This window comes from Pseudomonas sp. LBUM1674 (genome assembly GCF_059695635.1).
This window is the reverse complement of the sequence record NZ_CP166779.1, coordinates 5,362,263-5,377,875: the sequence shown is the minus strand read 5'-3', so window position 1 is coordinate 5,377,875 and position 15,613 is coordinate 5,362,263. Positions and strand designations below refer to the sequence as shown.

Here is a 15,613-nt window from a genome sequence, read left to right as displayed (position 1 = left end):
GAGCAAGCTCGCTCCCACAGGGGGTATGCGGTGATCACAAATTCTGTGTTCACTGGAGATCAATTGTGGGAGCGAGCTTGCTCGCGATAGCGATGGAACAATCACAGAAAATCCCGGCCAGAGACTACCGCTCCCGCATCGCCTCGGTCCGCGCTTTCAACACCGGCTTAAGCAGATAATCCAGCACACTCTTCTGCCCGGTAATGATATCCACCGTCGCCACCATCCCCGGAATGATCAGCAGCGGCTTCACATCTCCCCCCAAATGATTCTTGTCGGTCCTGACCTGAATCAGATAAAAACTGTTGCCCTTGTCATCGGTAATCGTGTCCGCCCCGATCAACTCCAGTTTCGCACTCAACCCGCCATAAATCGTGTAGTCGTAGGCACTGAACTTGACCATCGCTTTCTGCCCTGGATGCAGGAACGCCACGTCTTGCGGTCGAACCTTGGCTTCGATCAGCAGGTTATCTTCCAGCGGCACGATTTCCACCATGTCGCTGCCTGGCTGAACCACGCCACCGATGGTGTTGACCTTCAACATCTTGATAATCCCATGTACCGGCGACACCACCGTGGTACGGGTCACGCGGTCGTCAATGGCGATGCTCGACGCGGTGATTTTCGACAGGTCGGTGCGCTTCTCATTCAGCTCCTTGGCCGCGTCCGAGCGGAAGGATTGTTCCGACTCATCGATCTTGCTCTTGATCTCGTTGATCGCCGACTCGGCCCGGGGAATCGCCAGGGTCGTAGCATTCAGCGAGCCGCGAATCTCTACCGCGCTGCGTTTGAGTCGCAGGATCTCCACGGGCGAAACCGCCCCGGTGCCCACCAGCGGTGCGGACATGTTCATCTCTTGTTGCAGCAGTGCCAGGCTGGAACTGTATTGACCCTGTTTCGAGCGAAACTCCGCCAGTTCCTGGGTTTTTTGCCGAAGTTGTTCCGACAGGGTGCGTTGTTCGCTGGCCAGCCGGCGTTGCCGTTGTTCGTAGAGCGAGCGTTCGTCCTCGGCCACTTGCGGGGCCTTGGCGATGACGTCCGGCGACAGTTTGAACGGCCGTCCTTCCGCTTCGGCCGAAAGCCGTTCGACCTGTGCGGTCAGCGCGTAGCGATCGGCCTCGCTTTCGCCCTTGTTCGACAGGAAACGCGTGTCATCCAGGCGCAGCAAGGTATCGCCCTTGTTCACCATTTGCCCTTCGCGGACGAAAATTTCGGTGACGATGCCACCCTCCAGGTTCTGGATCACCTGAATCTTGCTCGACGGAATCGCCTTGCCTTCGCCCATGGTGACTTCCTGCAACACGGCGAATTTGGCCCAGACCACGGCGGAGATAATCAGCGCGGCGGTCAGCCACACCGTAATCCGCGACCAGCGCGGGGAGTCCTGCAACGAAGCGCTGGCGGTTTCCGGCATGAACTCGCTTTCGGCGCTTTTGCCGAAGCTGGAGAAATAGCCGCGCGAATCTTGTGAAGACGACATGGCGCACTCCTAGACAGCCGCAGAGCCGACGCGGCCCTTGCGCAGTGCATCGATCACCGCGTCTTTCGGACCGTCGGCGACGATCCGCCCGTTGTCCAGCACCACCAGCCGATCCACCAGGCTGAGCATCGAGGTGCGGTGGGTGACCAGCAGCAGGGTTTTGCCCTGGACCCAGCCGTGGAGTTTCTGCCGCAGCACGTCTTCGCTGCTGTTGTCCATGGCGCTGGTGGGCTCGTCGAGCAGCATGATCGGCGGGTCGAGCAACAAGGCACGCGCCAGCAACACCGCCTGGCGCTGGCCGCCGGACAGCAGTTGCCCACGTTCGCCCACTGGCCGGTCAAACCCTTGTGGGTGCTGGCGCGCGAGCTCGGTGACACCGGTGAGTTCTGCCACTTCGAGCATCCGTGCATCGCTGATGTAGCGTGCGCCCAGGGTCAGGTTGTCACGCAGGCTGCCGGCCAACAGGGGCAGGTCGTGGGCGACGTAACCGATCTGCTGGCGCAGGTCGGCGACGTCCAGTTGCCGCAGGTCCAGGCCGTCGAGCAGCAGTTGGCCTTCTTCCGGCGCGTAGAAACCCATCACCAGCCGCGCCAGGGTGCTTTTGCCCGAACCGCTGCGACCGATGATGCCGATCCGTTCGCCGGGTTTGACGCTGAAGCTGACATTGGCCAGCGCCGGAGCGCCCTGGCCGGTGTAGTGGAAGGTCACACCGATGACATCCAGCGCGCCTTGCAGTTGCGTGCGTTCCAGCGGCCGTTGTCGGGCGTCGCGTTCCTGGGGCAGGGACATCAGCGCGTCGGTGCTTTTCATGGTCAGTTGTGCTTGCTGGTAGCGGGTGATCAAGCCGGCGATCTGGCCCAGCGGCGCCAGCACCCGGCTGCCGAGCATGTAGGTCGCCACCAGCGCGCCCACGCTGAGGTTGCCGGCGATGATGCTGTAGACCCCGGCGACGATGGTCGCCATGCCGGAAAATTGTTGAATGAACAAGGTGCCGTTGGTGGCCAGGGCCGAGAGATTGCGCGCATGGCTGTCGAGGCGGGTGAGCGCGCCGTGGGTGCTTTCCCACTGGTGCTGGCGTTCGCTTTCGGCGCTGCAGGCCTTGAGCGTCTCCAGGCCGCCGAGGGTTTCGATCAGCAGGGCCTGGCGTTCGGCCCCCAGGGTCAGGCTTTTTTGTACGGTGTCGCGCAGGCGGGCCTGGATCACCATGGCGAAAATGATCGTGACCGGAAACGCACACACTGGAATCACCACCAGCCAGCCACCCAGCAGACCAATCACCACCAGCATCAGTATGGCGAAGGGCAAGTCGATCAGGCTGGTCAGCGTCACGGCAGTGAGGAATTCGCGCAGGCCCTGGAAGTCATGGATGCTTTGGGCGAAACCGCCGATGGTCGCCGGCCGCGCTTTCATGGCCATGCCGGTGATGCGTTCGAACAGCGTGGCCGACAGGATTACGTCGGTTTTCTTCCCGGCGGTGTCCAGCAAGTGTGCGCGCACCACCCGCAACACCAGTTCGAAACCGGTGCCGATCAGCAAGCCGATGGACAGCACCCACAAGGTCGATGTCGCTTGGTTCGGCACCACTCGGTCATACGTCTGCATGACAAACAGCGGCACCATCAACCCCAGCAGGTTGATCAGAAAACTGGCCAGGATCGCATCGCCGTACAGCCATTTCGACAGCTTCAACGTATCGCGAAACCAGGCTTCGACGCGTGGCACCAGGGGCGCGCGCAAGTCTTCGAGTTCATGGCGCGGCCGGGCGAACAAGGCCTGGCCGCTGTAGTTTTGCGCCAGCTCTTCACGGCTGACCCATTGTTCACCGCCGTCGGCTTCGCACGGCAGAATCAGCGCCCGACCGTCATCGCCCCAACGCCGTAGAATCGCGGTGCGGCCGTTGTTGAGGATCAACATCACGGGCAGGTTGAGGGCGGAAATGTCCGCCAGTTCACGGCGCAGCACCCGCGCCTGCAAACTGGCCCGGGCTGCTGCGCGCGGCAGCAGGTCCAGGCTCAGGCGTTGATGTGCCAAAGGCAGCCCGGCACTCAGGCTGGCGCGACTGACCGTGGCGCCGTGGAGTTTGCAGAGGATCAACAGACCGTCCAGAAGCGGGTCATCGAAGCTCAAGCGCGGATCGACACCGATGTTGCCGGGTTCCATGCTGGTCACAGTGAACGCTCCCGTTGAACGACCTATCTCCCCGTAGGGATTACCCCATTCGGATTATTTGAGTTCAGGCAGACGAGCCTCGTTTTTCACTTCGGCCTGGGCGATCGCATCGGCGGGCAGCACCACCCGTTGTTGACTCAGCAACTGGCCCATGTTCGCCAGCACGCGGTACATCGAGTACTCCTCGACGTAGCGCACTTCGGTGTAGCGACGATTGGCGTTGTACAGCTCGTTTTCACTGTCGAGTACGTCGAGCAGGGTCCGTTGGCCCAGGCCGAACTGATCCTGATACGCCGCCCGTACGCGGGTGGTGGTTTCGGCGTATTCGCGGGCGGTCGGGGTTTGTTTCTTCGCGTTGACCATGGCGTTCCAGGCCAGGTGGATGTTCTCGTTGAGCTGGCGCAGGGCGTTGTTGCGGATGTCCATCGCCTGGTTGATCCGGTGCGCGTTGCCGGCCAGGCGGGCCTTGTCGCTGCCGCCGCGGAACAGGTTGTAGTTCATCACTATCCCGACGCGCCATTCGTTGTCGTGACCTTCCTCGCCTTGCACGTTGTTGTTCGCGCCCACGGCGGCTTCGGCATCGAAGCGCGGGTAGAACGGCGACTTGGAGACTTCGTACTGGCTCTCGGCCGATTGCACATCGGCCTGGGCCGATTTCAGGTACGGGTTGTTATCGACCATGCTCTGCTGGGCTTGCGCCAGGCTGGCGGGCAATTCGCCGCGAATCGACGGCAGCGTTTCCAGCTCGTCGGGCATGCGCCCCACGACGGCGAAGAAGTTGGTTTCGGCATCGGCCAGATCGACTTCGGCGGTGTCGAGGTTGTTCTCCGCCAGGGCCCGGCGAGCCGTGGACTGATCGGCGTCGGCATTGCTGCCGATACCGCGTTGGGTGCGCAGGCCGATCTGGTCGTTGACCCGCAGGTGGGCTTGCAGGTTGTTCTTGGCCAGGGTCACCAGTTCGCGGCGCTTGAGCACTTCCAGGTAAACCTCGATGGTGCGCAGGGCCAGGTCCTGGGCGGTGCCCTGAGCGTAATAGGCCCGGGAGTTGACCACGCCTTTGGTGCGCTCGACTTCATTGGCGGTATTGAAACCGTCGAAGAGCATCTGGCGCAGGCGCAGTTCCGATTGGGTATAGGTGAGGATTTCCTTGTGGTGATTGCCGAATGCCCGGGTGTTGGTGTTATCGCTGTACCCGCGCCCGTAGGCGGCATTCAGATCAACCGATGGATAAAAACCCCCTCTGGCGACTTTCACGTCTTCATCGGCCGACAGGCGACTGTCCACCCGGGACGCCAGCTCCGGGTGAGTCGCAATGGTGCTCTGGATCGCTTCAGTCAATGACATCGCCTGAGCCTGGCTGATACAGGCCATGGCCAGAAGAATCGCGCTGCAAAGAGGGGGCAAAACGCGCATCGGGCATCTCCCTGAAGTCCTGGATGGTGCTTGTCAGTCGCCAATTATTTGACGATTTTAATCAGTAAACCGTTTCATGCTTGTAACAACAGAGCTAAGAACATTCTAGAGCCAACCTAAGAAGCATTTCTCATAAGACATATGCCAAAAAAAACTTATGCACTGTGAAAAATCCAGCACATTGTTTACTGCGAAAGCCCTTGATTTAGGAGCTTTAGGGCGCTTCTTAGGGCTTGAGGAACGTTCAATCCATTTATCGACATAGGGCGGGAAAGTGCTGGAGGGGAGGGAAGCGTGACGGTTTCAGGGTGACGGTTTTTTGTCACCCTGATGCTTCATCACCGTTACGCATCGCTCGCAGGCGAATTGTTGCGTGAGTGGACCCCGATGCCGTTGATTGCATCGGGTTTATCCCGACCCGCACACATCCCCCGCGAGTGACACGCATGGCGAGTCTGTCGCCAGGGCAGCGGCTTACTTCAGGTAAGCCCTGCCCCGTGACGATCCGACCTGTGACCTGTTTGAGCCATGAGCACGTTCTTCGCAACCACAGGGTGCCGACAGCGGTTGGCAGCGGAGGAATCGCACATGGCTAAGCTCATCGGTATCGTCAGTCAGGTCATCGGCCAGGTGTTTGCGGTCGCGAGCGACGGCACCCGACGCGCCCTGATCGAGGGCGATCGGCTGTTCGCCGGCGAGCTACTGTTCACCGGTACCGAGGGGGCGGTGGCGGTGCATCTGCAAAATGGCCAGGAACTGACCCTGGGCCGTGGCAGCAGCCTGCAAATGACCTCCCAGCTACTCGCTCACCAGGTGCCCCATGTGGACACCACGGAGGTGATGACGCCGAGTCAGGCGCAACTGGCCGATGTCGAGCAATTGCAAAGAGCGATCGCGGCGGGGGCCGACCCGACGGAGACCGGCGAAGCCACGGCGGCCGGCCCCGGCAACGGCAATGCCAGCGGTGCGTTGGGGGGTGGCCACAGTTTTGTGATGCTGGAAGAAGTGGCGGGCCGGGTCGATCCCACGATGGGTTTCTCCACTACGGACTTCAATAGCATTGCGGAACCTCCCCTTGAGCGTTTGGCCGGTGGTCCGGACAATGGCGACGGCGGTGCAGGGGGGGCAGGCGGTGCAGGCGGTGCAGGCGGCGCAGGCGGCGCAGGCGGTGCAGGCGGCACAGGCGGCACAGGCGGCGCAGGCGGCGCAGGCGGTGCGGGAGGGGCTGGCGGTACAGGCGTAGTGCCGGTGGTGCCGGACGTTGTGGATAATCCGGTCACGCTTACGGGCCTGTCCGTGGCGGGAGGCGAACTGACGCTGAACGACGCCCACCTGGCCGACGGTTCTGCCAGCAACCCCGATGCACTGACGCAGCGCAGTACTTTCACCGTGTCCGCACCGGACGGGCTGAACAACCTGAGCATCGGCGGGATCAATGTGATCAGTGGCGGCGTGGCCGCAGGTTTTCCGCAATCGATCGTCACCCCGTTGGGCAATACGTTGGCCATCACCGGTTACGATGCGGCCACCGGCGTTGTCAGCTACAGCTACACCCTGTTGGATAACGAAACCCATCCGAACGCCAACGGTGCCAACAGCATCAGCGAAGACTTCAACGTGGTCGCCACCGACACTGATGGCAGCTCCGCCTCGGGGCAGATCAACGTCAACATCGTCGATGATCTGCCCACCGCCGTCGCTGCCGAGCGCTCTGTGGCGGCCGCTGAGATCGACACCAACCTGCTGCTGGTGATCGACGTATCCGGCAGCATGGCCGACGCTTCCGGCGTCAATGGCCTGTCGCGGCTGGCGCTGGCCAAGCAGGCGATCAGCGCCTTGCTCGACCAATACGATGACCTGGGCGACGTGAAAGTGCAGATTGTCACCTTCAGCAGCAACGCCTCGGACAAGACCTCGGTCTGGGTGGATGTGGCGACGGCCAAGTCGATCATCTCCGGCCTGAAGGCGGGTGGTGATACCAACTACGATGCGGCCGTGGCCGTGGCGAAAACCGCGTTCGACACCCAAGGCAAACTGACAGGAGCGCAGAACGTCGGTTACTTCTTCTCCGATGGCAAACCCAACGAAGGGTCTATCGGCAGATCGGATGAAGCGGCCTGGAAAGCCTTCCTCGAAGCCAATGATATCAAGAACTACGCGATCGGCCTGGGCAAGGGCGTCAGCAATGCCAGCCTCGATCCACTGGCCTATGACGGCAGTACCGGCACCAACACCAACGCCGTGATCGTCAAAGACCTCGGTCAACTCAACTCGGTACTGTCGGGCACTGTGGTCGGCGTACCAGTCACCGGCTCGCTGCTGGGCGAGGGCGGTTCATTCGGCGCCGATGGCGGTTTCATCAAGTCCATCACGGTGGATGGCACGACATACACCTATAACCCCAAAGGCAACGGCCACCAGGGTTCGCTGAATTTCAGCGGCGGTGCCAATCACGGTACGTTCAACACAGCCAACAACACCCTGAGCATCGCCACCGACAACAAAGGCACGCTGCTGGTGAACCTGGACACCGGCGAGTACACCTACACCTCGCAGAAAACCACGGCGGTGGTGCTCACCGAAAACATCGGCTTCACCATTAGCGACAACGACGGCGACCTGACCAGCTCGACGCTGGTGGTCAAGGTCATTCCGAACGGGGCACCGGTGGCGGTCGATGACCACGTCATCACCAACGTGCTGTCGGGCAGCGTCGTGCTGCCGGGTGAGTGGCTGCTGGCCAACGATACCGATCCCGATGCTGACCCGCTCACTGCGGCACCGACCACCTTCAATACCGGATGGATTGCAAGAGGTGCGGACTTCACCGGCACCGGGGCGATCAACTTCACCGGCACCCAAAATTGCACGCCGAACCAGGCGTTGGCTAACGTGCGCAGCGCCTTTACCGCGAACGCGGCCACCATGACCGCGGTGCTGGTCGTCAGCGGTTACCTGGGCAAAGTCACCCACGCCAATGCCAACGATGAGGACCGCATCACCGTCAACCTCAAACAGGGTGAAACCCTCAACCTGGACCACAACCTGACTGCCGGCCAGATCGCCATGGAGTACTCCGTCAACGGTGGCGCCTTCATCGCCATCGCCGACGGCCAGACCATCACCGCAACCTCGGATGCCACTTACCGGATCCACATCACCAATATCCCCGACGGCCCGGGACACAGTGGCAACGGTTCGGAAAACTACACGCTGACCATGACCGTCAATTACTCCGGCGCCCACGACATCACCCCGGATTACCACGGCACCTACACCGCCAGCGACAACCATGGCGGCAGTGACAGCGCGGCCGTGACCATCAGTTATCAGGAGGGCCACACGCTTGTCGGCACCGCGGGCGATGACGTGTTGGTGGCGGGCACCGGTGACAACCTCATCAGTGCCGGCGACGGCAATGATGTGCTGACCGCCGGCAACGGCAACAACACCTTGCATGGCGAGGCCGGCAATGACCTGTTGTTCAGCGGAGCGGGCAACGACCTGCTCGATGGCGGTCTGGGCAACGACATCCTCAACGGCGGGGATGGCGATGACTTCCTGATCGGCGGGTTGGGCAACAACACCCTCACCGGCGGCGCCGGCGCGGACACTTTCCAGTGGCTCAAGGGCAACAGTGGCCACGACGTGGTCACCGACTTCACGCCGGGCACCGACAAACTTGATCTGTCGCAACTGCTGCAAGGGGAAAACGGCACCGCGGCCTCGCTGGATGACTACCTGCACTTCAAAATCAGCGGTAGCGGCGACTCACTGGTCACCAGCATCGACGTCAGCGGCATGGCCGGCGCCGCGCCGAACCAGACCATCGACCTGGCGGGCGTCAACCTGGCCAGCCATTACGGCGTCATGCCGGGGGCGGGCGGGGTGGTTGCGGGGGGGCACGATACGGCGACGATCATCAACGGGATGTTGAATGATCATTCGTTGAAGGTGGATACGGTGTGATCTGAACGACAAAACCGCCATTCCTGGTCAATGGGATGGCGTTTTTTTTGTTGTCTGGTGGGAGGAGGGGTGGCTGTTGGTGATGTATTGACTGGTCCGCCGCCTTCGCTGGCAAGCCAGCTCCTACAGGGGGCTGTGGTGGGCCTGGGTTTTGTGGTCGACGCGAACCTGTGGGAGCGGGCTTGCCCGCGAAGAACGATAACGCGGTCCAACTGACGAATCACATTGGCTCCGGCGGCCCGATCAACCGCCCCATCACACCAAACACCCCCAGCGCCCTGATCACTTCCAGCTCCCCTTGGCTCTCGACCATTTCCGCGATCAACGGCAAATCGATGCTGTTCGTCGCCCGAAAAATCGCCTCGACAAACAGCCGCTTGTCTTGCTGCTCATCGATGCCCCGAATGTAGACCCCGTCGATCTTCAGGTAAGCCAGCCCCAGTTGCGCAAGGTTGCCGATCTGGCTGAAGCTGCCACCGAAATGCTGCAAACCGATACGGTAACCGGTGTTGAGCAAGCTATGGCTCAGGCGCTGCAAATCCTGAGGCGGAGGCAGTTGGCGTTCATCGATTTCCAGGGTCAGCAGCGGGGCCAGTTCAGGCAGTGACTCGAGCATTTCAAGGATCTTGTGCAGTTGCGCCTGATCGCGCAGGGTGCTGCCGGACAGGCTCAATGCCAGGGGCCAGCGGTTGACCAAGAGGTAGTCGAGGGTGGCTTCGAGCATGGCCAGGTCGAACCGCGCCGACCAGCCGATACGTTCGATCCACGGCAGGAAATGCCCGGCGGCAATTGCCTCGCCACGGGGATCAAGCAGGCGCGCGAGGACTTTGTGATGCAGCACCTGGCTGGTGTCGGCGCATTGCACCACCGGTTGAAAATACAGCCGCAGCTTGCCTTCGGTCAGGGCATCGTCGATCCAGGTTTGCCAATCGTGTTGGGTCTGGTTGGGCGCGCTGTCGCTGTGGCTCAGGAGTCTCCACGGCCGCTCAGCGTGGTGCCTGGCTTCAGTCAGCGCCTGATCCAGTCGCAGCAGCACGTCCCTGGCCGATTCGCCGGGCTGGAAGGCGACCATTCCCAAATGCGCCACCGGCATGCAATCGCTGGCGCCGGTCAGGCGCAGGTTTTCCAGGGTAGCGCTGATTTCGGCGGCCACGCGTGCGGCATCCTGGCTGTCCAGACCCGGTGCCAGCAGGCTGAATTCGCCACCGCGATTACGCGCCGCCAGCCAGGTACGACGCTCCGGTACCTGAGTCAGACGCATCAGCAAGTCACCGACGGTGCTGATCAAGGCGTCGGTGCGCTGGCCGCCGAGGCGCTGGTTGAGGCCGACCAGATCGTTGATCCGCAGCATCAGCAAATGGCCGTCACTGCTCTGCTCGCCGACCAGCAAATGGTCGGCCAGCTGTTCATCCAGCAAACGCCGGTTGGCCAGGCCGGTCAGGCTGTCCTGATAGGATTGCGCCCGCAGTTTTTCACTGCGCGCGGCCTCTTCGGTGAACAGCGCCTTGAGTTTCTCGACCATCTGGTTCATGGCCAGCACCACGCGTTTCAGTTCCGGTGTACGCGGCAGCCTCGGCAGGCTGAGAAACTCGCGTTTGCTGATGGCTTCGGCCTGTCTGACCATGGCCTCGAGCGGACGAAATTGCCGCCGCAACAACCAGCCACCAAACACGGCACTGAGCAATCCGCACACCAACAACCAGATCAGGCTGCCCAATGTGCTGTCCCAGAGTCTGGCCAGTGCGAACTGTGGATTGCTCAGTACTTCGACGCGCGCAACCTGATCCCAGCCGCGCATGATCAGGGCGTCGCCGCCCTGTGGATGCAGCTTGACCAGACTGACAAACCAGCCGGGAACATCCTCGGCCAATGCCGCAGAGCTGCGTTCGACCAGCACCTGCTCATTGTCGATGTTGATGATCCGGATGCTGCTGAAATAGCCGCTGTCGAAAATCGAACTGACCATCAACTGGATCATCGCCGGGTCGTGGATTTGCGCGGTCAGCGATAACCCCAGCGCCGTGGCGGTGTCCTGGGCGTGGGAGCGCAACTGGCCGAGCATCTGCTCCCGGGAGCTTTCCAGGCTGACAAAAAAACTGCCGCTGAACGCCACGAGTAGGAACAGGCAAATGGCGAGAAACAATTGTTTGCGCAGTGACATGAACACGCTCCTTGCTGTGGCGACTAGCCGCCGCCCATGGCGAACCCTTCGGCTTGCATCTTCTTCAGTACGTCTTGCCAGCGCGACAGACTTTTCGAGTCGCGGCTGGATTTGCCGTCGCTGGCGCCTGGCAAGTACGCACGGGGGCGTTGAGTTCGCTGCCGACGAGGCATGTCGGGCTGCTCGGGTGCAGATGGGAGAAGTCTAGGTGGTGTTTTCGGGGCAGGGGGGCAGATCGTCGACGTGTAACGCAAAACATCGCTTGAGGCTCAAGACTTGTGCAAGGTTTTCTGCCGGAGGATATAAACCGTCACCAGCACCGCGCTGGTCAGCATGACCGCGCGTGCCCAAGGCAGCGGCACCAGGTAGCAGGAGAGCAGGATGCTCGCCCACATCAATCCGATGGCATAGACCTTGCCCTTGAGCGGGATGCCATTGCCTTCGAGGTAGTTGCGAATCCAGGGCCCAAGCCGCGGGTGCTCCACCAGCCAATGGTAAAAACGCGGGGAACTGCGGGCGAAACAGGCCGCCGCCAGCAGCAGGAAGGGCGTGGTGGGCAACACCGGCAGGAAAATCCCGATCACCCCCAGCACTACGCTCAGCCAGCCGATGGCCAGCAGCACGTAGCGCAACATCAAGGAGCGGTTGCCTATGGGGTTGTCCATAGGCAAGACCTTAGTGGTGACGTGGCTTGAGGATCGCCGGTTTTTCGTCTGGCGCCTGGCACAGCAGGTACAGCGCGGTCAGGGCTTCCGGGATCTGTACGATCATGTCGTCCATCAGGTTGGCGTCTTTGGCGATGTCTTCGAACTCAGGCTGTTCGTCGAACAGACCCGAACCGACCATGATCGGCAGCAGCATTTCGCTGACTTCGTCTTCGGCGGTTTCGAACCAGGCCGCTTCGCGCAGGAACACGCCTTCCATGAAACCGATGCACCAGCCGCGCAGGTCGGAATCATCCGGCTCTTCGCCCAGGTCCAGGTCGCAGGGCAGCTCGAACTCTTCATCGGACGCCAGTTGGCGCGCGATGTGAGCCTTGAGGGCCAGCAGAGTGGATTCGATCGCTTCACGCTCGGTGTCGTCGGCGTAATGCGGCTCTTCGGCGAAGAGTGCGTCGATCCATTCACGGTCGGGAACGCTTTCGGAGCAGATCGACAGCGCGGTGAGGTAGCCGTGGGCGGCCACGTAGTCCAGCGCCTCGTCATGCAGTTCGTCGGCGTCGAGGAAGACTTGCAGGCGGGTTAGTTGCTCAGCGAAGGACATTAAAGGGCTACCTTGGGGAATTAAACAGATGCGGGAATTCTAGGCCTTCTTGAGCAGTCAGGCCAGCCGCGCAAGATATTTGCGCCCCGGGGCACCGCTCCTGCATGGTGGAAAACGCCGAACCCTGTGTAGGAGCTGGCTTGCCGGCGAAGGCGTCTTCATTGGCGCTGCAAGGTTTGAAGCCGCCTTCGCTGGCAAGCCAGCTCCTACAGGTTCGCGGTGCATTGGCTTGCCCGGGTCTTCTCAGCGGCGCCCTTTACAGGGGAGGGCTCGGGTATACTCGCGCGTTTTGTGATGCCCTGCTGGCGCCACGGCTGAGATGTGAAGCGTCATGCAATGCGCACTTACTATTCGTCAGTGCAGCCTGCGTGGTTCTGAACCAGTCTTGCAGGGATGTTTTTGGTGATTTCTGGAGTTTTTATGCTCGAACAGGCTCAACGCGTCCTCAAGGACATCTTCGGCTACGACAGTTTCCGTGGCCGCCAGGGTGCAATCATTGAGCGCGTGGCCAGCGGCGGCGACGCCCTGGTGCTGATGCCTACCGGTGGCGGCAAGTCCCTGTGCTTCCAGGTGCCGGCACTGCTGCGCGAAGGCTTGGCGGTGGTGGTCTCGCCGCTGATCGCTTTGATGGACGATCAGGTCGCGACCCTCGAAGAGCTGGGTGTCGCCGCGGCTGCACTGAATTCCACGCTCAGTGCCGAGCAGCAACGGGATCTGGCCGCCCGCATCAAGCGCGGTGAAGTGAAGATGCTTTATCTGGCGCCCGAGCGCCTGGTCCAGCCGCGCATGCTCGCGTTCCTGCAAAGCCTTGAAATCGCCCTGTTTGCCATCGATGAAGCGCACTGCGTGTCGCAATGGGGCCACGACTTCCGCCGCGAATACCTGCAACTGGGCCAGCTGGCGGAGCTGTTCCCCCATGTCCCGCGCATCGCCCTGACCGCGACCGCCGACAAGCGCACCCGGGAAGAAATCGTCGATCGCCTGCATCTGCAGGACGCTGAACGTTTCCTCTCGAGTTTCGATCGCCCGAACATTTTCTACCGCATCGTGCCCAAGGAGCAGCCGCGCAAGCAGTTGCTGGCGTTCCTTGCCGAACGGCGCAGCGATGCCGGCATCGTCTATTGCCTGTCGCGCAAGAAAGTCGACGAAGTCGCGGTGTTCCTCAGCGAACAAGGGTTCCCGGCGCTGCCCTATCACGCCGGTCTGCCCAACGATACCCGGGCCCACCACCAGAAACGCTTCCTCAACGAGGAAGGCCTGATCATGGTCGCCACCGTGGCATTCGGCATGGGCATCGATAAACCCAACGTGCGCTTCGTCGCTCACCTCGATTTGCCGAAATCCCTTGAAGCTTACTACCAGGAAACCGGTCGCGGCGGCCGTGACGGTCTGCCAGCGGACGCCTGGATGGCGTACGGCCTGCAAGACGTGGTGATGCTCAAGCAGATGTTGCAGAACTCCGAGGGCGACGAACGCCACAAGCGTCTGGAGCAGCACAAGCTCGACGCGATGCTTTCACTCTGCGAAGAAACCCGCTGCCGCCGCCAGACGCTGCTGGCTTACTTCGACGAAGACATGCCCGAACCCTGCGGCCATTGCGACAACTGCGTCGACGGCGTGCAGACCTGGGACGCCACCGAGCCGGCCCGCCAGGCGCTCTCGGCGATCTACCGCACCGGCCAGCGCTATGGCGTCGGGCACTTGGTGGACGTACTGCTGGGCAAGGACAACGAAAAGGTCCGCAGCATCGGTCATCAGCACCTGTCGGTCTACGGTGTCGGCAAGGCGATGGCCGAAGGTGAATGGCGCTCCCTGTTCCGCCAGCTGGTTGCCCGCGGCCTGGCCGACATCGACCTCGAAGGCTACGGCGGCTTGCGCCTGAGTGACACCTGCCGGCCATTGCTCAAGGGCGAAGTGACCCTGGAACTGCGCCGCGACCTCAAGCCGCAAACCACTGCCAAAAGCAGCAAGAGCCAGGCGAGCCAGCTGGTTCGCGGCGAAGAACGCGAACAGTGGGAAGCTTTGCGCGCCCTGCGCCGCAAACTCGCCGAAGAGCATGGTGTGCCACCGTACGTCATCTTCCCCGATTCGACGCTGTTGGAAATGCTGCGCAGCCAGCCGACCTCGCTGGCGGCGATGGCCACGGTCAGCGGCGTCGGTGCACGCAAACTGGAACGTTATGGCCAGGCCTTCCTCGAAGTGCTTGGCGGCCAGGTCGAGGCGCCGAAAGTGGTGGCCGACGTGCGCCATGAGCTGATCACCCTGGCACGGGCCGGCATGACCCCGCTGCAGATCGCCGGTCAACTGCAATGCTCGGAAAAGAACGTCTACACCATGCTCGCCGAAGCGATTGGCAAGCAGCAGTTGTCGCTGGAGCAAGCGCTGGATCTACCCGAAGACTTGATGGGCGAAGTCCAGGACGCGTTCCTTGACGGCGAGGGTGAATTGCCACCCGTGTCGGAGATTGCCGCGCTGTTCGCCGGGCGAGTGCCGGAAGGTGTTTTGTATTGTGTTCGTGCCGCTCTGCAGTCGGAATTCGAAATCTGAATGAGAGATGTAACGATTCAGTACATAGCAACCCTTGCCTATAGCCAAAGGTCATGCTTAGCTGACTAATAATTAGTATTTCTCTATTTCAGCCTAATCATGAGTGTTTTATGCCGTTCACCGATCAACACCGCTTTGGCATGCAACTGGCCCAGATGTCGCGTGGCTGGCGTGCCGAGCTGGACCGCCGCCTGGCCGGCCTCGGACTGTCCCAGGCACGCTGGCTGGTGCTTCTGCACCTGGCGCGTTTCGACGATGCACCCACCCAGCGCGAATTGGCGCAAAGCGTCGGCGTCGAAGGGCCGACCCTGGCCCGGTTGCTCGACAGCCTGGAAAGCCAGGGACTGGTACAGCGTCAATCGGTGCTGGAAGACCGCCGGGCAAAAAAAATCGTCCTCTGTGCTCCGGCCCGTCCCTTGATTGAACAAATTGAGACCATTGCCACCCAGCTGCGTCACGAACTGTTCGATGGCGTTGATGAAGCGGATCTGAAAATCTGTATGCGGGTCCACGGACACATACTGGCCAACCTGGAAAAGTCTTGAGGCATAACCGCGTGCCGGACTTTTGAGATACCCCGTTGGGCAGACTATAAAGAACTAGTCGGCAAT

10 protein-coding genes are annotated in these 15,613 nt (G+C 61.5%); 3 read left to right on the top strand and 7 right to left on the bottom strand.

The window, feature by feature from the left end:
- Positions 1–124: 124 nt before the first annotated feature.
- The 3 genes from ACA067_RS24620 to ACA067_RS24610 are packed head-to-tail and all read right to left on the bottom strand — an operon-like array spanning position 125 to position 5,062.
- Positions 125–1,480, bottom strand: a complete 1,356-nt coding sequence (locus ACA067_RS24620) for an HlyD family type I secretion periplasmic adaptor subunit (protein ID WP_497458893.1) — start codon at positions 1,478–1,480, stop codon at positions 125–127.
- 9 nt (positions 1,481–1,489) lie between these two features.
- Positions 1,490–3,649, bottom strand: a complete 2,160-nt coding sequence (locus tag ACA067_RS24615) for a type I secretion system permease/ATPase (protein ID WP_497458892.1) — start codon at positions 3,647–3,649, stop codon at positions 1,490–1,492.
- 54 nt (positions 3,650–3,703) lie between these two features.
- Positions 3,704–5,062 carry a TolC family outer membrane protein gene (locus ACA067_RS24610; RefSeq protein ID WP_497458891.1) on the bottom strand — a complete coding sequence of 453 codons (1,359 nt, stop codon included), beginning with the start codon at positions 5,060–5,062 and terminating at the stop codon, positions 3,704–3,706.
- A gap of 588 nt (positions 5,063–5,650) precedes the next feature.
- Between ACA067_RS24610 and ACA067_RS24605 the strand changes: the two genes are divergently transcribed.
- Positions 5,651–9,031, top strand: a complete 3,381-nt coding sequence (locus tag ACA067_RS24605; RefSeq protein ID WP_497458890.1) for a retention module-containing protein — start codon at positions 5,651–5,653, stop codon at positions 9,029–9,031.
- Between the two features lie 220 nt (positions 9,032–9,251).
- Here ACA067_RS24605 and lapD read toward each other — a convergent pair whose 3' ends face one another.
- The 4 genes from lapD to ACA067_RS24585 all read right to left on the bottom strand — a co-directional run bounded on the left by lapD (position 9,252) and on the right by ACA067_RS24585 (position 12,455).
- Positions 9,252–11,192 carry a cyclic di-GMP receptor LapD gene (gene lapD, locus ACA067_RS24600; RefSeq protein WP_497458889.1) on the bottom strand — a complete coding sequence of 647 codons (1,941 nt, stop codon included), beginning with the start codon at positions 11,190–11,192 and terminating at the stop codon, positions 9,252–9,254.
- A gap of 23 nt (positions 11,193–11,215) precedes the next feature.
- On the bottom strand, positions 11,216–11,365 hold the full coding sequence (locus ACA067_RS24595) for a hypothetical protein (RefSeq protein ID WP_497462890.1): 150 nt from the start codon (positions 11,363–11,365) through the stop codon (positions 11,216–11,218).
- A gap of 96 nt (positions 11,366–11,461) precedes the next feature.
- A complete protein-coding gene (locus ACA067_RS24590) occupies positions 11,462–11,857 on the bottom strand; it encodes a YbaN family protein (protein ID WP_497458888.1) in 396 nt (131 codons plus the stop codon).
- 10 nt (positions 11,858–11,867) lie between these two features.
- Complete coding sequence (locus ACA067_RS24585; protein WP_030130067.1) at positions 11,868–12,455, bottom strand: UPF0149 family protein; 588 nt, start codon at positions 12,453–12,455, stop codon at positions 11,868–11,870.
- 420 nt (positions 12,456–12,875) lie between these two features.
- On the opposite strand from ACA067_RS24585, the gene recQ reads away from it, so the two are divergent.
- Entirely contained in the window at positions 12,876–15,002 is a 2,127-nt protein-coding gene (gene recQ / locus ACA067_RS24580) for a DNA helicase RecQ (protein ID WP_497458887.1), read from the top strand.
- A gap of 110 nt (positions 15,003–15,112) precedes the next feature.
- Positions 15,113–15,547 carry a MarR family transcriptional regulator gene (locus ACA067_RS24575; RefSeq protein ID WP_064679160.1) on the top strand — a complete coding sequence of 145 codons (435 nt, stop codon included), beginning with the start codon at positions 15,113–15,115 and terminating at the stop codon, positions 15,545–15,547.
- Positions 15,548–15,613 lie beyond the last annotated feature (66 nt).

Excerpts from the sequence above, each read along its gene's own strand:
- ACA067_RS24620 (WP_497458893.1), bottom strand. The coding sequence starts at position 1,480 with ATGTCGTCTTCACAAGATTCGCGCGGCTATTTCTCCAGCTTCGGCAAA.
- ACA067_RS24610 (WP_497458891.1), bottom strand. The coding sequence starts at position 5,062 with ATGCGCGTTTTGCCCCCTCTTTGCAGCGCGATTCTTCTGGCCATGGCC.
- ACA067_RS24605 (WP_497458890.1), top strand. The coding sequence starts at position 5,651 with ATGGCTAAGCTCATCGGTATCGTCAGTCAGGTCATCGGCCAGGTGTTT.
- lapD (WP_497458889.1), bottom strand. The coding sequence starts at position 11,192 with ATGTCACTGCGCAAACAATTGTTTCTCGCCATTTGCCTGTTCCTACTC.
- ACA067_RS24595 (WP_497462890.1), bottom strand. The coding sequence starts at position 11,365 with ATGCCTCGTCGGCAGCGAACTCAACGCCCCCGTGCGTACTTGCCAGGC.
- ACA067_RS24590 (WP_497458888.1), bottom strand. The coding sequence starts at position 11,857 with ATGGACAACCCCATAGGCAACCGCTCCTTGATGTTGCGCTACGTGCTG.
- ACA067_RS24585 (WP_030130067.1), bottom strand. The coding sequence starts at position 12,455 with ATGTCCTTCGCTGAGCAACTAACCCGCCTGCAAGTCTTCCTCGACGCC.
- recQ (WP_497458887.1), top strand. The coding sequence starts at position 12,876 with ATGCTCGAACAGGCTCAACGCGTCCTCAAGGACATCTTCGGCTACGAC.
- ACA067_RS24575 (WP_064679160.1), top strand. The coding sequence starts at position 15,113 with ATGCCGTTCACCGATCAACACCGCTTTGGCATGCAACTGGCCCAGATG.